Genomic DNA, 21,133 nt, shown 5'->3' with positions numbered 1-21,133 from the left:
AATAGATTGCTTCGTGCCTCGCAATGACGATAGCTTAGAAAAATGACTATTTTAGATAAAATTGTATTACGTAAAAAAGAAGAAGTTGCTGATGCAAAGCAGTTGGTTTCAGTTGCTGATTTAGAGCAATCGACTAATTTTAACCGTACACCATATTCTTTTAAAGATTTCCTTTTGGCTGATGATAGAAACGGAATTATTGCAGAGTTCAAGCGTCGTTCACCATCCAAAGGTTTAATAAATGGAATTGCTGATGTTGCTGAAGTTACCAAAGCCTACAGCGATGCCGGTGCTTCTGCGCTTTCTGTTTTAACAGATGTTGATTTTTTTGGCGGTAAAACCGAAGATTTAATTGCAGCCAGAGCAGCCAACAATATTCCGGTTTTAAGAAAAGACTTTATTATTGATGAATACCAGATTCTGGAAGCTAAAGCCTGGGGTGCGGATATTATTCTCTTAATCGCTGCAATATTAACTCCAAAGGAAATTAGCGATTACGGCAAATTTGCACAAAGTTTGGGCTTAAATGTATTGTTAGAAGTTCACGATTTGGAAGAATTAGAACGCAGTATTTGCCCTAATTTAGATGCAATTGGTGTTAACAATAGAAATTTGGCTGATTTTACGGTTAATATCCAAACTTCTTTTGATTTGGTTAATAAAATACCGAATGAGTTTATGAAGATTTCGGAAAGTGCAATTAGCAATCCGGAAACGATAAAAGAACTTAGAAATGCTGGTTTTAACGGCTTTTTAATTGGTGAAAATTTTATGAAAACCGATAATCCGGGTGCTGCGATTAGGGATTTTGTAACGCATCTGTAATTCTTTCTTTGCCACGGAAGTACGTAATTTTTTCGTCATTGCGAGGCACGAAGCAATCTCAGTAGTAGATTGCTTCGTGCCTCGCAATGACGGCTGCCTTATGCAGGTCGCTTTTCTGTCTTTATAAAACTTTTATTACATCTCTATGGTTTCTATGTGAAATCACATTTTACAAATTTTGTATCTTTGTTGCATTAATGGGAAAACAGAAATTTTATGATACTGCGATAAAGCAGGAGCGGGTAATTTTGGTTGGTGTGGTTACACCCGGCGAAAAGGAAGAACAAACAAAAGAATATCTTGACGAGCTTTCCTTTTTGGTTGAAACCGCAGGCGGAAAAGTGGAGAAGGTTTTTACACAAAAAATGCTTAAGCCAGAGCGTGCTACTTTTGTAGGTACAGGTAAGCTCGAGGAAATAAAGGCCTATGTAAAATCAGAAGAAATTGATACGGTTGTGTTTGATGATGAATTGTCGCCATCGCAACTGCGAAATATTGACAGAGAATTAGGTGTTAAGGTTTTGGATAGAAGTAATCTGATTCTGGATATTTTTGCCAACCGGGCACAAACAGCTCAGGCTAAAACACAGGTAGAGTTAGCGCAATTGCAATATGTTTTACCGCGTTTAACTGGTATGTGGACGCACCTTGAGCGTCAAAAAGGTGGTATTGGTATGCGTGGTCCTGGTGAAACGCAGATTGAAAGTGATAGAAGGATAATTTTAAATAAAATCTCGCTGTTAAAAGAGCGTTTAAGAAATATTGACAAGCAAAACGAAACGCAACGCAAAAATCGCGGTCAGTTAATTCGTGTAGCGCTGGTAGGTTATACAAATGTTGGTAAATCAACGATTATGAATATGCTTTCGAAATCGGAAGTATTTGCAGAAAATAAACTTTTTGCTACGCTTGATACTACTGTTCGTAAAGTGGTGATTGAAAATCTTCCATTTCTTTTATCTGATACGGTTGGTTTTATTCGCAAACTTCCTCACCATTTGGTAGAGTGTTTTAAATCTACTTTAGATGAAGTTAGAGAAGCTGATTTATTGATTCATGTTGTTGATGTTTCGCATCCGAATTTTGAGGATCAGATAAACACCGTAAACGAAACTTTAAAAGATATTGGTGCAATTGATAAGGATATGATTTTGCTTTTCAATAAAATTGATGCCTATGTTTCGCCGGAGGTTGATGATGAAGACGACGATGGAAAATTAACGCTTGAAGAATTTAAACGCAGCTGGATGAGCCATGATAAGGTTCCGGTTTTATTTATTTCAGCAACTGAAAAGGAAAATATCGAAGAGTTTAAAACATTATTATACGATAAGGTTAAAGCAGCGCATGTTGCAAGGTACCCGTATGATAGTAATTTACTTTATTAATTGATAGAGTAAGCAATTTTCAAATTTCAATTATCAAACCAGCAAGGTGCGAAGTTTCGTAGATAATAGCTAAGCTGATTTTTTAATGATTGCATTAAAGATTAACATAAGTTGTTTTGCTTCATCAGCTAATGTAGATTTTACCAAATTAAGTTCAGGTTTGTCTTCTATGTCGATTAGATTTATCCAAAGTGCTGTTTCTTTAGCTTCTTTGCGACAAACTTTTACACGATATATAAAATCAGCTTTACTCAATGCTTCATTAGCTTCAATGTAATTCGCGGCAACTGAGCCTGATGAGCGTACAACTTGTTTAATATCTTGAATGTTGATGATTGTTTGACTAACGTTTTTACAGTATTTTCTGATAGATTGTGCAAAGTGAAATGTTCTATCTTCAAGATTGAAATTTGTTTCATTCATAATATGGCTTAATAAAACTTGGGATATTAGTTATCGAGTTTGATATTAGGAATGTTCTTAAATAAATATAGTATTTTTACAGCAATAAAGAATTTTGTAGTTGTTTTTCAGATACAATCGTTATTTTATTTTTTTGGCGTTTGTGGTTTGATAATTGACTATTGAAATTTGAAAATTTTAATATTATGGAAAGTAAACGTCAGCAAAAATTTGCAGGAGTGCTACAAGAAGAGTTAGCACAGGTTTTTCAGCGTGAGGGTGCTGCATTTTTGCCAAACACATTGGTAACCATCACTCGTGTGCGTGTATCGCCCGATTTAGCGGTGGCAAAAGTTTATTTAAGCTTTTTTAATACCAATAATACTACGCTTTCAATCAATACAGTAAATTCACATGCCGGAGAAATCAGGTATAAATTAGGGTCTAGAATTCGCCATCAGGTAAGGGTTGTTCCAGAACTTACTTTTTTTGTTGATGATACCAACGAATATGTAGAACGGATGGATCATCTTTTTGATAAGATTGCTAAAGAACCAAGACAACCAGACGAAGAAGCAGAATAGTTTTTGATGAAAACTTTTGAAGAAGTTATTTTAGCAAATAAATCTGTAGTTGGTAAAGTTGTCGATTTCAATCTACAAAGTGATAAACTATTAGCACTTGATTTTACCGCAGCAAATACGGCTTTAACAGATGAAATTTTAGATAATACAGATTTATTTTCGGCTTGGGTAAATAATGAACTCGAGGCGAATGGCGCCAAATATGGCATTGGCGGTTATAATGAACATAGAACCATCTACTCTAGAAGCAGACATTTTGATACTGGCGAAGAACCCAGACGATTGCATTTAGGTGTAGATATTTGGGCGCCTGCTTTAACTCCAGTCTATAATTTTTACGATGCTACCGTTCACAGCTTTGCCAATAACAATAATTTTGGTGATTACGGCGCAACTATAATTTTAAATTACAAAATAGACGGTTACGAATTTCATGCCTTATACGGTCATTTAAGTCTGGCCTCTTTAGATGGTTTAGAAACCGGTAAATTTATCCCGGCAGGAAAGGCATTTGCAACTTTAGGCATTAAAGAAGAAAATGGTTTTTGGCCGCCACATTTGCACTTTCAAATTGTAAAAAATATGGAAGGCTGTGAAGGCGATTATCCCGGCGTGTGTAAGTTTTCTGAACGCGAAAAGTATTTGGCTAACTGTTTAAACCCAAACTTGATTTTAAATTGCAGCCTGAAATCACTTTAATCTTTACGCTTTAGCCTTTTACCTTTTTTACGTAAATTAGATAGATGAAAAAGTTAATAACCCTTTGCTTTATTTTATGCACTATATTTGCACAAGCACAATTGCAGTTTAAAAATGGGCCGTCTGGTTTTGCAACTTTCATTAAGAATAACACCATTTATCCGCAATTTTCAAAACAGAATTGCATACAAGGCAGTGTAAACATCAGCTTTAAGTTAAATAAAAGCGGTAAAGTATACTCATCTAAAATTACAAAAGGAATTATTTCTGATTTGGATAACGAGGCGTTGCGTTTAATTCGCCTGAGTAGTGGAAAATGGCAGATACCGGCAGGTTATGATACCACTGTTACTGTTGTTGTTCCGGTAAACTTTAAACTTTCGGGTTACGGTTGCGAGGGTAAATCAAGTAACGAAATAAAATCTGCAATTAACGCTTTTTTAGCCGAAGAGGGATTAACAAATGCAGTAATTAATTTCTATAAAAACATTGATACAGCTAAACCTGGTCAAGAAGGTCAGATCTTAGCCATCAAAACGCAATTAGGCATTGATGATGAATATTTCGACTCGTTGATAAATATGGGCTTGAAAAAAATAAAACAGGGAGATAAACAAGGTGCCTGTGAAGATTTTACTACGGTTAAAAATCTGGGTAGCGATAAAGCAGATAATTATCTTTCTAAACATTGTAAATAAATGCGTTTAACCGTTAGAATTTTTGCCCTTTTAGATATTATCAGTATTGCTTTGTTAGCGCAGCCTTTTTGGCAAATTATTACGCACTTTAAAGAAATTCCACAAGAAACGCTATCTCAAGTTAGAGTCGTTTTAACACTGCCAATGTTCTTGCTTCTTTTTATATCGGCAGCAGGCTTAATCATCTATAAAAAGTTTGTGCTTATTGCTTATTACGTTCAATTTCCTATCCGACTTATCATCTGGGTTTTTACGGTAGGTTTCATCACGCTACTGCCCGAGCTTTTCAACCTGAAAGAACTCTGGTTTGATATCTTTTTCAAAATTTGTTTCATTGCAGAATTTTTCAGATTATATTTTACCATCAAAATTCATCGTGAAACATTTTAATGTTACACAATTACTGAAATAGCAGCAGGTAGTATCTCTGCTTCAACAGTGTTAATTTTTCCGATATATTCTCCGTCAACCTGGAAATGCGCTTTATGTTTCGATGCTATTTTTACGCTAGATGTTTGAAAAACCTCGATTTTTTTTGGGTTAAATGGAAGTTTGGTAAACCAGATTTTCAAAATTTCTAAGTACGAATAATCCTTTACCAATATAATTTCGAAAAGGTCATCGTCTAACTTTCCATCCGGATTTATTTTTAAACCAGTGCCGTACATGGTAGCATTTGCAATGGCAACCATCGCAGCTTTAGATTTTACGCTTTCGCCTTTAATTTTAATTTCTACATCCATGCGTTTGTGGTTCCATAAAGCATGCCAGGTAGCCTTTGCATAACCCCACATACCACGGTTGGGTAAAGTATCAAACTTTTTAACCAGATAAGCATTAAAGCCTAAATCAGACAAATGAATACAAATTTCATCATTTAACTTAACCAGGTGAATTTTTTTAGGCTTTCCATGTTCAATAATTTTTAATGCCTCTTCAATGTTTGTTGGTATGCCAAGTTCCTTTGCCATACCATTTGCAGACCCCGCTGGAATTATACCGATTGGCGTATCAGAATTTAGCAAGCATTCGGCCACGAGTTTTAATGTGCCATCACCACCTGCAGCAATTACTTTATCAGCTTTTGATTGGTCAATTTTAGATTTAATTTTATCCATCGAGCAATCATCCGGCAATTCAAATAAATCTATTTCAATATCTTTATCAATAAAATATTTCGAAATAACATCTTTTAGATCGATATCGTGGCTGCCTGAACCAGGGTTAATAATGAATAGTAATTTCATGAATGCAAGCTAATTTGCTCCTTTCAAAACAACTAAACACAAAGTCTGTTTTAAAATAGATGAATAAATCTACAAGCGTAAAGATATATCATGGTTACGGGCATACCCAAAATTTGGTGGTGTATGGTCACGTGTTTAAGCGGAAAGCAAAAACTGAGCAGATTTACAGCGAAAATCTATTTGTAAACATTGTTCACTTACTTAAATTATTCATTTTAAAACCTTATGCTTTTGTTAAAATACGCTTGCAATTTTTCGATCAAATCATCTACAATAAAACAGAAGCTGATGGCTTTTTTAAATTTGAATGGAAGGCAAACAGTGACGTTGAAGCCGGTTGGCATTATGTAAAAGTTGAGGCTTTAGCCGCAGATGATACCGTTTTAAGCTGTAGCGAGGGCAAAGTTTATGTGCCGCACATTACGCAGTACGCCTTTATTTCTGATGTTGATGATACCGTAATGGTATCGCATTCGGCAACCATAGGACGTAGATTACGGGAGTTGTTCATTAAAAATCCGCGAACGCGAAAAACATTTCCTGATGTGGCTAACCATTATCAGCTTTTGGCCAAATCTCATACGGAAGAAAACCAGCCAAATCCTTTTTTTTACGTGAGTAGCAGCGAATGGAATTTGTACGATTACCTTTTAGAAACTTTTAGATTTAATGAATTGCCTGAGGGGGCATTCCTGTTAAATACTTTAAAGAGATGGAAGGATTTGATACGTACCGGTAAAACCGGACATGAGGGGAAATTAATTAGAGTAATGCGGATTTTAGACGCTTTCCCTAACCAAAAGTTTGTGTTTTTTGGCGATAATTCGCAGCAAGATCCGGAAATATATACGTCTATTGCCGAGAAATATCCAAAAAATATCGAAGCCATCTACATTCGGAATATTAGACCCGAAAAGGTTGAAGAAAGCCTTAAATTATTCGAAAGGGTAAAGCCTTTTCCAATTAAGACCTGCCTTTTTAACAATAGCTTAGAGGCTATTGAGCATTCTAAACGAATAGGTTTAATTTCTTAGAATTTGGAGCGCAATTGTATTGCTCATCGGTTTCGATAGTCCCGCTTTCATTTCGCCATGAAAAATGGCTTCAATTCAATCGAGGGCTATTTAAATAAATTTGCTGCTTTTGGCAAGAAACAAACTGGTTATGAAATAGACTTTCCGAATGGCGTAAAAGCCAGGTTCATTAATTTAAAATGCTGCCTGCCAAAAGGAATACCAACAATTGTGATGCAAAGTAAAATACCGAAGAAAAGGTGTGTTAATGCAATCCAAAAACCTCCACATACTATCCAGATTAAATTCATAACGGTTGATAAACATCCGGTATTTGATGAAGTATCCGTAATTTTTACCCCAAATGGAGCCAGGCCAACAATTGCAAATTTAAAACATTGAATCCCGAAGGGAATACCAACAATAGTTAAGCACAATATTAATCCACCGATTATATATTCAAAGAATATAAATATTCCGCCAAAAATAATCCAGATAATATTGCCTATGAAATTCATTGTATATTTTTGTTTTAAATTATTTATACTGCATTTTTTTGCAATATATTATCCAATTCCGTCATTGCGAGGCACGAAGCAATCTATATGAAAAGAGATTGCTTCGTGCCTCGCAATGGCGATACCGTATTTGTTATTTTAAGATAATTCAAATGTAATTTTGTTACAGATAGCATAAAACAGAACACTATAATTTCTTTATTTTGGGATACACACAAAATGAGACCTTATTATGAAAAAAATTACTGCACTGGCAACGGCTGTTGCCTGCTTTGCACTATTTAGTGCTAAGGCCCAAACTATTAACGGCGTTCGCCTAAGCGATATCCATGCTGATTATGTTGAAATTAAGGGCTCGGGCAAACTATTTTCGGATAAAATTCTAATTTCTTTAGAATACGGACAAATTGTTACCGAATTTAATGACGTTGTTGTTAAAGATGATGCCGGTAAGCGAATGGAATTTAATTCTACTATAGATTTTATTAATAAATTTAAAAATTATGGGTACGAACTTTTTCAAGTGTATTCAGAACATGGGAAAGATTCAAGTAATGCTGTTTATGTTATGAAAAGAAAATAAGTTTTAGTCCGTTATTGCGAGGCAGAAGCAATCTCACTTATAAGAGATTGCTTTCCCGAAAAAACGGGACAAACGGTGCCTCGCAATGACGGAAGTAAAACGACGAATTAAAACCTATTTGAACATACCTTTCAGCTTCGCTAATTTTTCCTGTAAATCTCCATCAGCATCTTTTTGTTCATGCTTAGGCTTAAAATTAGGTTTTGAATTGTTCTGTTTAAAATCTTGCCTTGGCTTTTGTTCTTTAGACTTCGGACTTCCGACTCCCAACTTCGGATTATTTTCAGTCTTCATCGATAAAGAAATCCTTTTACGGGCAGCATCTACTTCCATAACCGTAACTTCAACCTTTTGGTGTACTTTAACAATATCGTTTGGATTTGCCACAAAACGGTTTGCCAGCTGACTGGTGTGAACCAAACCATCCTGGTGAACGCCGATATCTACAAAAGCGCCGAAATTGGTAATATTGGTTACAATTCCAGGCAACTTCATGCCGATTCGTAAATCAGCAATTTCATTTATGCCATCCGTAAAACTGAAGGCTTCGAATTGTTCACGCGGGTCGCGGCCGGGCTTTGCTAACTCTTTCAAAATATCTGTTAGTGTTGGTAGGCCGATTTCATTTGTAACGTATTGTTGCAATTTAATCTGCTTTTGCAAAGTTGTATCTTTCATTAATGCAGAAACGGTGGTGCCTAAATCTTTAGCCATTTTATCAACCACAGCATATCGCTCTGGGTGAACGCCGCTTGTATCTAAAACATTTTCTGCATTGCGAATACGTAAAAAACCGGCTGCTTGCTCATAAGCTTTACCGCCTAAACGTGGAACTTTTTTCAAACTTTCGCGGTTTTTAAAAGCTCCGTTTGTATTTCTATAATCTACTATGTTTTGTGCTAACGTTGGTCCTAAGCCAGAAACATAGGCTAAAATTTGTTTCGAAGCTGTATTTAATTCTACACCAACCGCATTTACAGCACTAATTACGGTATCATCCAGGCTAGCCTGTAATTTGTTTTGGTCAACATCATGCTGATATTGCCCTACACCTATTGATTTTGGATCAATTTTTACCAATTCTGCTAAAGGGTCCATTAAACGGCGGCCAATTGAAACCGCACCACGAACGGTAATATCCTGAGTTGGAAATTCTTCACGGGCAACTTCCGAAGCTGAATAAATCGAAGCACCACTTTCATTAACCATCACAATTGTAACATTTGGTAAATTTAAATTCCGCACAAAAGATTCCGTTTCTCTTCCAGCAGTTCCATTACCAATTGCAATAGCTTCTATATTATGCTTTTCGCAAAGCTGCACAAGCGTAGTTTCAGCATTTTTTACATTTCCTTGTCCGGTATGAGGGTAAATGGCCGTATTTTCCAAAAGTTTGCCTTGCTTATCTAAGCAAACTACTTTGCAACCTGTACGGAAACCAGGGTCAATCGCTAAAACATTTTTCTGTCCCATTGGTGCAGCCAACAACAACTGACGAGCATTTTCTGCGAAAACTCGAATGGCCTCTTCGTCAGCTTTTTGTTTAGTAAAAACCCGCAGCTCAGTTTCCATTGCAGGCTCTAACAAACGTTTATAACCATCTTCTAAGGCGTGTTGCACTTGTTTAGATGCAGCGTTATTTCCGGCAATAAACTGGTTTTCTAAAATTGATAAAGCTCCTTCAGCTGGTGGTAGTGCATCTAAGCGTAAAATCAGTTCTTTTTCGCCACGGCGCATGGCTAAAACTCGATGAGATGCGGCCGTTTTGACTGGTTCAGTCCACTCAAAATAATCCCTATATTTAATACCCTCTTCTTCTTTTCCTTTAATAACTTCCGATTTAAATTCGGCCTTTTCCTGGAAATAAGTGCGCATTTTGGTGCGTGCTTCAAGATTTTCCGAAATCATTTCAGCAATAATATCCCGAGCGCCCGCTAAGGCTTCATCCAGCGTATTTACGCCTTTTTCAGCATCTATAAATTTATCTGCCGCAGCATTTAAATCAAAATTCTGTTGGTCGAAAATTTGCAAAGCTAAAGGTTCTAAGCCTTTATCTTTCGCCATCGAAGCACGGGTTTTGCGTTTTGGTTTAAAAGGCAAATAAATATCTTCTAAAAATGAAATGGTTTCGGCTTCATTAATCTGCTTTTCGAGTTCAGGTGTAAGTTTACCCAATTCGGTCATCGATTTTAAAATCGCTTCGCGGCGTTTGTCTAAATCCCGTAATTGTAAAACTCTATCGCGTATTGCGGCAACCTGAACTTCATCTAAACTTCCGGTTAATTCTTTACGGTAACGCGAAATAAACGGAACGGTTGCGCCTTCATCTAATAAGTTTACTGTTGCGCTTACTTGTTTTTCTGCAACTTTTAGTTCGGCTGCAATTATTTTATGGTGAGTTAGCATATTCAAAAATTAATGCGGCAAAGCTAATCAGGATTTAAGGATTTTTAGAAATGATTTTTCCACCTTAAATTTTGAGTATTTAATCTTTAAGTGTACTAAGACTTGAATGTTTTAGATTTATTTTTTGGAAAGCAAAAACAGAAGATTTTATGATGGTCCGTCGGGCTTTACGCTATATTCCCGATGAAAAATCGGGAGATGCCGCTTCAATCCCGTTTAGATAACTTAAGTTTTTGCTGCTATGAAGGGCTACAAAGCGTAAAATTTAAACATTTATTTTTTCTCCTCTGCCTTCATTAAATCTCTTTGCGCTTTAAATTTGGTTATTTTTGCAATCAAATCCAGCGGCATTGGTTTATCAATTGGAAACTGAACTGCACCTTTGCTCCATTTATAATCTCCAAATTCGTGTTGAAAAGCCTCGATGCCTGAACCAGTAGGATAGAAGCCAATGTGTTTTTTATAGGCAGCAAAATAGACTAAAACCCTATTTTGCTTAAAAGCCGGCATTTTATAGCTGATTACTTCTGTAGCGTTTGGCACCGCATTATGAATAGTTTCTCTAATCTGCTGTAAAATTTCTTGCGTTTTAGCAGGAAATAATGCAATATATTCATCGATGGTTTTTGGCTCTATTTTCTCCATAATAATAATTTTTGCTGAGCTAATATAAAAATTATCGTTTGGTTTTTTGGGTTTGAGTAAGAACCGCACTGCGTTTTTTGCACAGGTTTTTGTAAAATAAACCTGACAGGAATGGAGATACTTTTTTGTCATACCAACGAAAAAGATTGCCACGTCGTTCCTCCTCGCAATGACGACAATTTGAGCATACAAAAGTTATAAAAAGATTGAAATGGATGGCGGGGCTACTGAAGGCGAAGAATTACTGAAGGTTGGTTTTCAAATTATTTGCCACTGAAATACAGAATTTATTTATTAAAGTAAGATTGCTTTCTGCCTTGAAATGACGTATAACGTAAAAATCCCCCAAATTGCTTTGGAGGATTTGTATATGTTTTGTCTTCGATTTGTTCAGAATGACAATTTATTTTGTTGCGTACATAACTTCTTTAACCGCTTTAATTACTTTCTCAGCATTTGGTAAGCTGGCTGCAATTAAAGTTGGCGAGTATGGAAGTGGTACATCTGCACAAGTGATACGTAAAACAGGAGCATCTAAATAATCAAAAGCTTGTTTTTGCACCATAAAGGCAATTTCACCAGAAAGTGATGCTAATGGCCATGCTTCTTCTACAACTACTAAGCGGTTTGTTTTCTTAACAGATTCGATAATTGTGGCGTAATCGATAGGACGAACAGTACGTAAATCGATAACTTCTACATTAATACCTTCTTTAGTTAATTCTTCTACAGCAGGGTTAACCACGCGAGTTAACATTTTACCGAAAGTTACAATGGTTACATCAGTACCTTCTTTGGTTACTTTTGCTTTACCAATTTCGATATAATATTCTTCAGCCGGAACATCACCTTTATCGCCGTACATTACTTCAGATTCCATAAAAATTACTGGATCTGGATCGATAATAGATTGTTTTAATAATCCTTTTGCATCGTATGGTGTAGCCGGAACGACTACTTTTAAACCTGGAGTATTAGCAAACCAGTTTTCGAAGTTTTGTGAGTGTTGTGCACCTAATTGGCCCGCATTACCTGTTGGGCCGCGAAAAACCATTGGGCATGAGAACTGACCACCACTCATTGATAAAATTTTAGCTGCACCGTTGATAATTTGGTCGATAGCTACCAATGAGAAGTTGAATGTCATAAATTCAACAATTGGAATAAGGCCTGCTGTTGCAGCACCAGTTGCAATACCTGCGAAACCTAATTCGGCAATCGGGGTATCGATAATGCGTTTCGCACCAAATTCATCAAGCATGCCCTGACTTACTTTGTACGCTCCGTTATATTCTGCTACTTCTTCACCTAATAAAAAAACGCGGTCATCTTTACGCATTTCTTCGCTCATGGCTTCGCGTAGTGCTTCTCTAAATTGGATTTCTCTCATTGTAAATTTTTATAACGGTGGCAAATATAATTATTAAAAGCATTGAAACCAAAGGCTATAATGCGTGTATTTTGTAATAATTGTGGTTGGTTTTGATGGAATATTTGGCTTTTTACTTTTTATTTAGATTGTTATTATCGAAAGGCTAAAATATAATTTCGCGGTGCATTAACTTAGGTTGTTTTTGTATTACATTTTGTTTATTTCTCCAAACATTTAATGATTGGGATTTAGTAATCCATAAATTTCGCTATCTAAAAATTTCCCTCTAAAATAGTAATCTTGTTTAAAGTGAGCTTCTTTTAAAAACCCATGTTTTATAAGCATTTGTCGAGATGCATCGTTGTCTACATTTATATTGGCACTAATTGTATGCAGGTTGATGTCTTGAAAACCAAAATCAATCGTTTTTTTCAAAGCTTCTGCAATAATTCCTTTTCGCCAATAATCGGGATGAAGCATATAGCCGATTTCCGCCCTGTGATTTGCAAAATCCGTTCGCCAATAACCGATAGAGCCAATCATTTGATTCGGATTTTTTTTCAAAGCGATTACCCAGGCTAAATTATCACCGTTTTCAAAACCCAGGTTAAACTTGGTAATGAATATTTTAATTTCCTCTAAATCTTTCGGCCTCTCACGGTCAATATATTTCATAACCGTTTCATTGGTTCGCATGGCGAATAAAGTTTCCGCATCAGAAATGGCATGTTCCCGAAGGATTAATCGTTCCGTTTCGAGGATAGGGAATTTTGTGAAGTTGAGGGTTAGCATTTTTTATTCGTTTCGTATTTCAAATTTATACTTATCTGCGAATTCTTTTACTTCCATTGCAAATGATTTTTTAGCATGATGTTTCTCTTGGTTTTTTATATAACTTGTTACAATTTCTAATTGCGATTCACTTACAGATATAGCGAAATAATCATCCTGCCAATTAAATGTATCAGTAGTTAGTTTGTTTTTGTTTATCCAATAAGCTGATTCTCCTTTAATCAGTTGTGCGGTCTTTGCAATAGTTTGTTCTTTTCCTAACGATATCAAACAATGCAAATGCTCAGTATGTCCATTTATAGCGGTTAAGAAAATAGATTTTTCTATACAATTTTCAATTATATGATTTTGAACTTTGTAACGGATGCTTTTGGTTAAATAGGGATGTCGATTTTTTGTTGAGAACACCAGGTGAACCCAAATTTTTACATACGACATAATGGATATTTTGGCTAAAGCCAATATATGAAATAATTTTTATCCGTTGGTTGAAACCAACGGCAAAGAAATGAACAGTGCAGTTGGCGATTTCATTATATTGATTGGTTTTCTATTTATTGCCGTTGGTTTCAACCAACGGCTTAAGATCATAAAAATGGGCTTTAGCCAACCCCTATTTCCCAAACAAAGTTTTATAGATCGAATACTTATAATTATCAGGTATTTCGCTGACATTAAAATACGGTGCGCCAAATAATTCTGCAAGTTTTTCTTTTAATCGGGCTAAAAACAAAGGCTTAATTTCTTCTAAAAAATCGCCTTTTAAAACCTGTCGGTTAGATTTAAACCAAACACCGCCATTAATCGGGTCGTTCATTGTTTTAACGATATATAAATTTGGTTCTACACAAGTTTTGCCTGCAGATTGCTCGTATGCATAGGTATAAAGCAAGGTTTGTATCAGTGCTTTGTTGATATGTTTACCGTTTGAATTAAAAAGTTCATCAACATCTTTAAATGCCAATTTATCACTACCCGTTTTATAATCTACAATTTTTGTTATGCCATCCTTAACATCAACCCTGTCAATATAACCGAAAATTTTAACACTTTCTTGCTTTCCATTTAATGAGAAGCTGATTTCGGCCTCTACTTTTTGCTCTAAACTTATAATGGTAAACGGCGTTTGCGTAATATCCTGATTTAAAATAATGTTTACATAAGCATCAACAATGGCAAGAATAACCTTTTGCATGCCTTTATATTCCATCACCTTGTCAGCATGATTAAACATTACTGCATTAAAGGCTTTTTGAATTAACTGAGGAACTAAATTTTTCCTTTCTTTAATTCTTTCTTCAGTAATCTCTGCACTTCTTAAATCTTCGTAAAAATATTCCATCACCTTGTGCAAAATTGAACCAATTTCATTTGCCTCAACAACTGCACTAATTTCCTTGGGTTCTTTGATACCTGCAATGTAGTTGAAGAAAAAATCAATCGGGTTAGCAATGTACTGCGTTAGCGCCGAAGGCGATAAAATTTTCTTCTTATCAAGATATTTTTGCAGCGTTTCCTGAATAAAAGCATTTCCTGTTTTTTCAATCTGAACGGCTTTAAATTCCTCTGTTTTTACTTCGAGATTTAATTCATGGTTGGTAAAATTAAAGCCGCTTTCATATTCCAGTTGCTTTAAAATTCTGCTGGCTTCGCCCGATGTAGATTCATCGGTTAAACTGTTGTAAACAAAGTTGATATTTTTCGCTCTTTGCATCAAACGGTAAACCATGTATGATGAGATGGCATCTAAATTTTCTAAAACAGGCAAACCATAAACCCTTCGAATAGAATCTGGTATAAAGCTATTGCCGATAGATGATTTAGGAATGATGCCTTCATTAAAACCGAGAATAACCACTTTATCAAAATTTAAGTTCCTGGTTTCGAGCAAGCCCATAACCTGAATACCATTTAGTGGATCGCCGGAAAGCGGAACTGCAATGGCTTGTAGCGATTTTTGCACAAGGTAAATAACAAAAGGAATTTCTTCTTTACCAATATGTGAATTAAAGGTGTCGTGCAGGCGGTTTAACTCCTGAATGGTTTTTACAAAAAGTTCAGCATCAATTTTCTTTAAAGTTTTTGCGTTTGATAATCTGGTTAAAACAAAATCCAGAACCTCTAATAAATTGGTCACAACCGATTGAGGATTATCGATTTTTTTATAAAAAACTTCAAAAAAACCACTTTGTCGCAATAAACGAGTGTGTTCTATTTCAACCTGATTTTCTTCTAATAGTGCAGTTAAAATTTTATCACGCATTTTTTGCGTTAAGCCAGTTAATGGATGCGTTAAAAAGGCTTCAACATTTTTGTAACTTACTTTATTGCCTTGCAAAATTTCCAGTTGGCAGGTTAACCATAAATCAACCAAACCAAAAATACTTGAGGTTGATAGTGCAAAACCCATGGTTACGTTAAGGTCGATTGCCTCACCATCATAATTTGTAGGGATGGTTTGTAACGTTGGAATAAGCAAACTCTCATCTGCCAGAACCACAACTGTTTTACCAACGGTTTCTGCATTGGTGTAATCTTCTTCTAAAATATTATTCAGGATTTTTGCCTGTGCCGATTGTCCCTGAACTTTGAAAACATTAACATTGTGCTCGCCCGTTTTCATTAAGCTTTCCTTTTCAGAAAATTCATTTCTTAAGCCTAAAAGGTTGAGGTTTTTTCTTAGAAACAATCCCGCCTCTTGCGAAGCATCATCTAAATAATAGCTATCTGCATCAAAATAAAAGAGCGCTTTATCTGTTTCTTGTAACTGACTAAAAATTTTTGCTTCAGCACTACTCAAAGCATTAAATCCGACGAAAATGATTTTACCTTTATCAAAATTTGAGATAAATTCCTGGTGACTTGTAATATCATCCGCCAGGTGGCGATAAACTGAACCATTGGTTAAATAGCCTTGTTCTTTTAATACAGCGTGAAATTTGTTATAAAGCTTTGGCATTCTGCGCCACATTTTTATAAATAATTCTTGCTGTTTTTTGTGTTTACCTTCTGAGTATGACGTCCAGAATTGTGAAAGGAATTGATATTGCTCCGGACTTAAATAATCAAAATCCTGATTGATAACTGAAATGTCTTCCAAATCGCGGTAGAGTTTTTCTGCATCAACTAAATCAGCATCAATTTGGTTAAAATCGCTTAAAATTATCTTTGCTAAAGGAAAAAATTTATGACTTGAAATGGTTTCAAGCTTTTCTTCAACCAAAAGTTGATTATAGATTTTATGAAGCGTAAAAAATTGCAAATAGAAATCGGCTATTTTATAATTTGTAGAGCATGCAAAAAACTCCTGAATGGTAAAAAAGGATGGACTGAAAAACGGCTTTTTAATTATATCTGCAAAATGCTTTTGCAAATAAGCAGCTGGTCTTTTATTATTGAAAACAATGGCACAATTAGCCAGCTGATTTCCAAATCTGCTAACTAAATCTTCGGCAACTTCTTGTAAAAATGGTTTCATAATTAAGATTTAAAAAACAGATTTGAAAGTTCTAAAGAAGATTGCTCTCCCGAAAAATCGGGATAGACTGTGCCTCGCAATAACGTTTGTGCGGTCGTCATTGCGAGGCACGAAGCAATCTTAAAGTGGTTAATATCTATGTCGTAGAACTTCATATTAGACTAATTTCAATTTGCCTTTAACAGCATAAAATAAATAGGTTTTAATATTATCATAACCCATTTCCGATAATAAATTTCTATAGCCATCAACTTGTTGAATGTGTTTCTCACTTTCTTCTAAAGTAAATTTATAATCCAGAATAATTACTTCATTATCATTTATAAGCACTCTATCCGGTCGGTGAAGTTTACCATTAACATCAATAATACTTTTCTCGGTTATACTTTCTCCGGCGGCATCTAAAAGTTCTTTAAGCTCCGGATGGTTTAAAACCTCCATTGCTGATTCAACCAGCTTTTGCTTTTCTTCTACCTTGATAATGCCTTGCAAAATAAGGTTTGCGGCATAATCTTCAACACCTTTCTGACTTGTTGCACTCGCCAATATATCATGAAGCAATGAACCTTTCCGACCCGATTTTTCGATATTAACCAAGTGTTTTAAATGCTTTTCTTCTGAAGAAGTGTAGAGCTCTGATAAACGTGTTGTAGTTGGATAGCTTTTCAAATTAATAAAATTTGATGCTCCATCCTTATTTTCGATTGTAATGTATTCTACAATTTCATAAACCCCGTTTTCATCAAATTCGTTTTCGAAAGTGAGGTTTATTACATCGCCCATATTGGATAAATTAATTTCTTTATTCCCTTTTGGTTCGGCCTTACCCATAGTTGCGATGTATAAATAATCTTTAGAGCGGGTAGTGGCTACATAAAGCATATTCAATGCATCCATATTGTTATAAAGTAACTCTTCATAATAGGCTTGTGCGATTGATGAATCAGCCAAATCTTTATTGTATTTTAATGGAATACCCCGCAGTTCCTTATAAACTGTATCTTCTGATGATACCCAAAAAGTAGAATTCGCTTTGCCTTTGACTTCCCAATTGCAAAAGGGGACAAAAACCGCCCTAAAAGCTAATCCCTTAGATTTATGTATGGTAATAATTTGAATCGCATCAGCGCCTTCTGGCGATGGTAGAGATTTTTTTACGCCATCTTCATCCCACCAGGTTAGGAAAGAAATAATACCTTTTTCGCCAAGCTTTCCGGCGTTTGCTGTTAAATCTCTAAAGGCCAATAAATAGGGTAAATGTTGAGCAAGATTTTTTAAATCATAAGCTTCGAGCAAAATCTCTATTAATTCTGCCAGCGGAAGTTGCAGCCACGATTGCCAGTTTTCGCAAAGCGATTTTGGGAGAACATTACCTAGCGTGCTTAATGAAACGTTAACTAAATTTAGATAGTGGTTGGCGTTTGCATCTTTATCATGTAAAGAATGATAGAGTGCAATGCAATTTGCCTTGTAAAGTGCGGTTTGAGCATCTAAACCTATCAATATTTTTAAAGTATTAATGATGAGCTGAACGGCAGAATTGTTTGAAATCAATAAAGCATCACCAGATAATACCGGAAGTTTTTGTTCCATCAACTTCTGCACCGTTAACATCGCTTCGCTATTGGAGCGAACTAAAATTGCAATGTCTTTTAGTGCATAATTTTGCTCGTTTTTAAGGTGAAGGATTTCTTCGATAACATCGTTTAAAGCAATATCTCTAAAAATTGTTTCTGTAAAACGTGCCTCGTCCGGAACCTGTTCTTTGCTAAATTTTTTAATTTTAATGGTTCCGCCTTTTACCGTATTTGCTGCAAAATTTTGGGTTGAGCTTGCATAAATATCGGTAATGATGGAGTCGTAATGCTGCGTATTCCACCATGCTGTAATATTTTCTGGCTTGCTCGCTAAACTCTGGTTTAACTCATTTTGCAAGGTTATAGGAATTTGGCGGTATAGAAAGTTATTAAATGTGATGATGTTTTCTGTGCTCCGATAATTTTCTGCTAAACTGTCTTCGATAACATTATGCGGGCCAACATCCGTTTTTGCATGCTTGTGTAAAATATTCCAATCGCCATTTCGCCAGCGATAAATAGATTGTTTTGTATCACCAACAATAAGATGGTCGGTTAAATCTAAACTGGGTGTGGCAATAGCATTGGTTAAAAGCGATTTAAAACTTCCCCATTGGCTTGTAGAAGTATCCTGGAATTCATCAAAAAGAAAATTACGATAACGATTACCAACTTTTTCCCAGATAAACGATGGGTTGTCGCCGGCATCTTCCGTAATTCCTGAAATTAATTTTTGAGCATCGCTGATCAATAGATTATCATTCTCGGCCCGATATTCTTTTAATAACACGGCAATTTCCTGCATCAACCTTAAATAATAAAGGTTTTTGTTAAAGGCAATTGCTAATTGATAAGTTGGTAAATGGTTTAGATAATGAGCTTTAATCTTTTGCAAAATCGGGTTAACGGTTGTAAAGGCTTCAGGATTATCTGCGTTTTTTTGAAACCATTCTTCAGGCTCATCAATTATATTAAAAATGGGTTCTATTTTGGAGAAATCGCCACGGGCAATTAGAATTAATTTTGTTAATGGGCTTCTCGATTTTCCTTTTAGCTGGTCGTTTTCTACACCTAAAACTTCAAGTGCCTCGTTTGCATCTTTAGCAAGCTGAATAATTTCGCTTTCGAAATTTTTAATTTCATCTTTAGTAACGCTGATGTATTTTTTAAAGAGAGCATCAATGTTTTCCAGCCCTAATTCTTCTACGGCTGATTCGAAAATTTGAAAGCGCTCTGAAAAAATTTCTCCGATTAGATTATATAATTCGATTTTGTAATTCCAGCTTTTATTATCGCTAATGCGCTCGATAGCCAAATCGATAATCCATTGCAGTAATTGTTTATTGTCGTTTAAAGCCTCATCAAGTTTATTTACTAAATCATCTTTAACTTTATCATAATTCATTTCTAAATTATAATCTGCATTTAAGCCAAGTTCAAAAGCAAAGCCTCTAATTACTTTTTGTACAAAACCATCAATGGTACTTACCGAAAAACGGCTGTAATCGTGAAGAATTTTCCGATAGATTTTATCAGCTTTAAATTGGAGTTCTTTAGCATTTAAATTTGGATGAGCCGCTAAAACCAATTTCCGATAATCATCAATTTTCTTTGCGGGATTTCCTTTTGCTAAGCCAACCAATACCTCCAGAATTCTGCTCTTCATTTCTTCGGTAGCTTTATTGGTAAAGGTTACAGCTAAAATTTCGCGGTATTTATTCTCGCCAGAAAAAAGCAAGGTAAGGTAGTGCGCAGTTAAACTGAATGTTTTACCAGAACCGGCAGAAGCTTGAAGGATTTTAAGGGGTTGAGGCATATTTTTTTTGGCTATGGGTTTTATTCCCCTCCTTTGGAGGGGTGCCTGTAAGGCGGGGGTGGCTATTTAAAAATATCCTAACTTACAACAATTTAAAATTTTCCCGAAATCAGGATATCCACAATAGCTTATTTCTTTTTAGCTTTTCTTTTTGCCAAAGTTTTATGACTAATTCTTGCAGGGCGTTCTGCCATTTCAATTTTGAGTCCTAATAAATCGCGAATAACAACTGATGCGCACGTACCGCCAAAAGCCGCCGGAAGGTAAGAAACCGTTCCGTAGGCAGAACGCTTAAAATTGCTGCCGTCTGTCATTATCATAGATTTTTTGTCCATTTCTTCAGTAGAAAAAACCGCCCTGATTTTATCTGCTCCAACGAGTTTATTAAGCCTTTTACGCACATAGCTTGCAAAAACACATTGATAAGTATCTGGCAACATTGCTATTCTAAGCTTTGTAGGATCTATTTTACCACCAGCACCCATAGAACTAACAATCGGAATGTTTTTCTCCAAAGCTTTTGAAAGAAGGGTAATCTTCGGCATCACACTATCAATGCAATCCATAATATAATCAAATTTCGATTCTAATATTTCTCTGCATTTTTCGGGCGTTAAGAAAGTATTTACCACATGAAGTTTCAATTCGGGGTTTATTGCTAACAACCGTTCTTGCATAATGGCAGCTTTACTTACGCCGTGATTGGTAGCTAATGCAGGTAATTGCCTGTTTCTATTGGTTGGGTCTACAACATCACCATCAACAATTGTCATTTCGCCAACACCAGCACGACAAATAAATTCTGCTGCGAAAGAGCCTACGCCTCCTAAGCCGACAACTAACACATGTTTCGATTGTAATTTATCAATTCCATCATTTCCCACTAAAAGTGCGGAGCGTGAAAGCCAACTAGTATCAGACATTTATTTAAGTAAAAAGTGTAAAGTAAAAACTAAAAGTAAAAATGGTTATGGCAAACTCAATTAATACCAGTTAGCAAAAATATGTGCTTTTAAGAGATTATTTTTCTCTGACCTGGAATATGGATTAAAACGAAATAAATTTCTTAAAGCTTCCATAATTTCTGTGT

The 21,133-nt window shown here is 35.6% G+C and carries 19 protein-coding genes; 8 read left to right on the top strand and 11 right to left on the bottom strand.

What is annotated here, in order from left to right; all coding sequences use genetic code 11:
• The first annotated feature begins 42 nt into the window (after positions 1–42).
• Positions 43–825, top strand: coding sequence for an indole-3-glycerol phosphate synthase TrpC (trpC, locus tag LUA86_RS09750; RefSeq protein ID WP_231460435.1), 783 nt, complete (start codon positions 43–45; stop codon positions 823–825).
• Positions 826–1,022: 197 nt separating this feature from the next.
• Entirely contained in the window at positions 1,023–2,213 is a 1,191-nt protein-coding gene (hflX, locus tag LUA86_RS09745) for a GTPase HflX (RefSeq protein WP_231460434.1), read from the top strand.
• Between the two features lie 69 nt (positions 2,214–2,282).
• On the opposite strand, the gene LUA86_RS09740 is transcribed toward hflX, so the two are convergent.
• Positions 2,283–2,636, bottom strand: a complete 354-nt coding sequence (locus tag LUA86_RS09740) for a four helix bundle protein (RefSeq protein ID WP_231460433.1) — start codon at positions 2,634–2,636, stop codon at positions 2,283–2,285.
• Positions 2,637–2,821: 185 nt separating this feature from the next.
• On the opposite strand from LUA86_RS09740, the gene rbfA reads away from it, so the two are divergent.
• From rbfA to LUA86_RS09720, 4 genes are read left to right on the top strand one after another with little or no spacing between them, the layout of a single operon-like run.
• Positions 2,822–3,199, top strand: a complete 378-nt coding sequence (gene rbfA, locus LUA86_RS09735; RefSeq protein WP_231460432.1) for a 30S ribosome-binding factor RbfA — start codon at positions 2,822–2,824, stop codon at positions 3,197–3,199.
• Between the two features lie 6 nt (positions 3,200–3,205).
• Positions 3,206–3,898: a peptidoglycan DD-metalloendopeptidase family protein gene (locus LUA86_RS09730; RefSeq protein ID WP_231460431.1), complete on the top strand. Its 693-nt coding sequence runs from the start codon at positions 3,206–3,208 to the stop codon at positions 3,896–3,898.
• Positions 3,899–3,942: 44 nt separating this feature from the next.
• Entirely contained in the window at positions 3,943–4,596 is a 654-nt protein-coding gene (locus LUA86_RS09725; protein ID WP_231460430.1) for a TonB family protein, read from the top strand.
• Positions 4,597–4,986 (top strand): hypothetical protein, encoded by a 390-nt coding sequence (locus LUA86_RS09720; protein WP_231460429.1) that lies wholly within the window; start codon positions 4,597–4,599, stop codon positions 4,984–4,986.
• 2 nt (positions 4,987–4,988) lie between these two features.
• On the opposite strand, the gene LUA86_RS09715 is transcribed toward LUA86_RS09720, so the two are convergent.
• Complete coding sequence (locus tag LUA86_RS09715; RefSeq protein WP_231460428.1) at positions 4,989–5,843, bottom strand: diacylglycerol kinase family protein; 855 nt, start codon at positions 5,841–5,843, stop codon at positions 4,989–4,991.
• Between the two features lie 59 nt (positions 5,844–5,902).
• Here LUA86_RS09715 and LUA86_RS09710 point away from each other — a divergent pair, with 59 nt between their 5' ends.
• Positions 5,903–6,877 (top strand): App1 family protein, encoded by a 975-nt coding sequence (locus LUA86_RS09710; RefSeq protein WP_231460427.1) that lies wholly within the window; start codon positions 5,903–5,905, stop codon positions 6,875–6,877.
• A 128-nt stretch (positions 6,878–7,005) separates the two neighbouring features.
• Here the strand turns inward: LUA86_RS09710 and LUA86_RS09705 are convergent, their stop codons facing one another.
• On the bottom strand, positions 7,006–7,374 hold the full coding sequence (locus tag LUA86_RS09705) for a YccF domain-containing protein (RefSeq protein WP_231460426.1): 369 nt from the start codon (positions 7,372–7,374) through the stop codon (positions 7,006–7,008).
• 232 nt (positions 7,375–7,606) lie between these two features.
• Between LUA86_RS09705 and LUA86_RS09700 the strand changes: the two genes are divergently transcribed.
• Positions 7,607–7,957, top strand: a complete 351-nt coding sequence (locus LUA86_RS09700; protein WP_231460425.1) for a hypothetical protein — start codon at positions 7,607–7,609, stop codon at positions 7,955–7,957.
• A 114-nt stretch (positions 7,958–8,071) separates the two neighbouring features.
• On the opposite strand, the gene LUA86_RS09695 is transcribed toward LUA86_RS09700, so the two are convergent.
• The 8 genes from LUA86_RS09695 to LUA86_RS09660 form a co-directional block, all read right to left on the bottom strand.
• The gene (locus tag LUA86_RS09695) at positions 8,072–10,363 is read right to left on the bottom strand and encodes a Tex family protein (protein ID WP_231460424.1); all 2,292 of its coding nucleotides are present in this window, start codon (positions 10,361–10,363) and stop codon (positions 8,072–8,074) included.
• A gap of 273 nt (positions 10,364–10,636) precedes the next feature.
• Entirely contained in the window at positions 10,637–11,008 is a 372-nt protein-coding gene (locus LUA86_RS09690) for an iron chaperone (RefSeq protein WP_231460423.1), read from the bottom strand.
• 403 nt (positions 11,009–11,411) lie between these two features.
• A complete protein-coding gene (locus tag LUA86_RS09685; protein WP_231460422.1) occupies positions 11,412–12,398 on the bottom strand; it encodes a pyruvate dehydrogenase complex E1 component subunit beta in 987 nt (328 codons plus the stop codon).
• A gap of 216 nt (positions 12,399–12,614) precedes the next feature.
• The gene (locus LUA86_RS09680; RefSeq protein ID WP_231460421.1) at positions 12,615–13,172 is read right to left on the bottom strand and encodes a GNAT family N-acetyltransferase; all 558 of its coding nucleotides are present in this window, start codon (positions 13,170–13,172) and stop codon (positions 12,615–12,617) included.
• Between the two features lie 3 nt (positions 13,173–13,175).
• Complete coding sequence (gene tnpA, locus LUA86_RS09675; protein WP_231460420.1) at positions 13,176–13,610, bottom strand: IS200/IS605 family transposase; 435 nt, start codon at positions 13,608–13,610, stop codon at positions 13,176–13,178.
• Between the two features lie 175 nt (positions 13,611–13,785).
• Positions 13,786–16,650 (bottom strand): PD-(D/E)XK nuclease family protein, encoded by a 2,865-nt coding sequence (locus LUA86_RS09670; RefSeq protein WP_231460419.1) that lies wholly within the window; start codon positions 16,648–16,650, stop codon positions 13,786–13,788.
• Positions 16,651–16,806: 156 nt separating this feature from the next.
• A complete protein-coding gene (locus LUA86_RS09665) occupies positions 16,807–20,043 on the bottom strand; it encodes an exodeoxyribonuclease V subunit beta (protein WP_231460418.1) in 3,237 nt (1,078 codons plus the stop codon).
• 128 nt (positions 20,044–20,171) lie between these two features.
• The gene (locus tag LUA86_RS09660) at positions 20,172–20,966 is read right to left on the bottom strand and encodes a ThiF family adenylyltransferase (protein WP_231460417.1); all 795 of its coding nucleotides are present in this window, start codon (positions 20,964–20,966) and stop codon (positions 20,172–20,174) included.
• Positions 20,967–21,133: the final 167 nt, after the last annotated feature.

It is taken from the genome of Pedobacter sp. Leaf132 (assembly GCF_920984695.1).
Lineage (GTDB): Bacteria > Bacteroidota > Bacteroidia > Sphingobacteriales > Sphingobacteriaceae > Pedobacter.
Note: the sequence above shows the minus strand (reverse complement) of the source record. Positions and strands in the feature narration are given on the sequence as shown.